The sequence below is a fragment of the Natronogracilivirga saccharolytica genome (assembly GCF_017921895.1).
Lineage (GTDB): Bacteria > Bacteroidota > Rhodothermia > Balneolales > Natronogracilivirgulaceae > Natronogracilivirga > Natronogracilivirga saccharolytica.
In genome coordinates this window covers 1-1,168 of the sequence record NZ_JAFIDN010000035.1, presented here as the reverse complement: position 1 = coordinate 1,168, position 1,168 = coordinate 1, and the positions used below count along the sequence as shown (strand labels likewise).

Sequence of the window (1,168 nt, the reverse complement as noted above, 5' to 3'; positions counted from 1 at the left end):
CGTAAGCGGGTCGGATTTATAAACCAACTTCAGGGATAGAAACTATGAAAAAAACAGCTTTGGTATGGTTAGCCTTACTTGTGATCGTGAGTGGTTGCGGCATATTTGGCTCGGACAAGGAAGATGACCCTGACTTGTATGACGGCCTTGCTGTATCGACCACAGATGATCCCCTGATGCCGGTTATTGCCACTCATGAAAGTGGTGAATTCTTGGGAGCAATGGTTGATCCGGAAACCGGTGATTTGACAAATATCGTTTACCACACCGACGAAGGTTCATTATTAGTTACGGTTGATGAGTTCGGACGTCCATCCAAAGTGACCGACGGTGAGTATATCTATTTAATGGGAAATTATCGTAATGGCCTGGTGGATGTCGCACGAATAGATCCTGACGGATCTATTGTCACGGAAGAAGGCGTGCAGCTTGATGAAAATTTTGAGCCTAACGAAAGTGTAAACAAAAAACTACAAGTTCAATTTGATCTTGATTTGACAACCGGTGACCTGATAACAGGGGCGGGCATTGCCGTAGGTACATTTGCATGTGCGAAGGCCACTATTTTTTCCGCTGGGCTTGCAGCACTTCCCTGCTTTGGAGCTCTTGTTGGTGTCACAGCTGCATTAACAAGTGAATCCTATCCGGAACTCTCAGAAACCTCAGGTTACATTGGATACGGGTTGGGGTTTTCCGGATGTGGTACAGGAAGCCCTGAATCATGTGTCGGGCTATTGATCCAGTTGGGAGGGGACATACACTCAAATGGAAACAGTGTATTCTCAAATAATGAACAAGAAGTAGCAAGTGCTTCCGGGATGATCCGTTTTGGTGGTGTATGGCAATACCCCGATCGACCTGACGACTGGTTTGTTGTGGAAAAAGAACGTGCTTTTGATGCCTTCTACAACAATAATAACAATTGTTATGAGGTCAATATTGGTGAATTTGTCAGTGTAGATGGGAATGTTTTTACCTATCAGGTCCCACCAGACAATTTTCGCATAGACCTTGTTTACACCCGATTGAGTGAAGATGAACTGCACGTTGAGCGTATAGATCCACCTCTTGAATTGACCATGAGCAGGTCAACCACACAAAATCCGGAGTATTTTATTACCAATCGTTGCGGTCAGGCAGCCTCATTCAAAGAGTCTGAGCCGGGACT

Annotated in this window: 1 protein-coding gene; it reads left to right on the top strand. The window is 45.1% G+C overall.

What is annotated here, in order from left to right:
* Positions 1-44 precede the first annotated feature (44 nt).
* Positions 45-1,168, top strand: a 1,124-nt coding sequence (locus NATSA_RS15305) for a hypothetical protein (RefSeq protein WP_210513491.1), incomplete at its 3' end; no start/stop codon positions are given.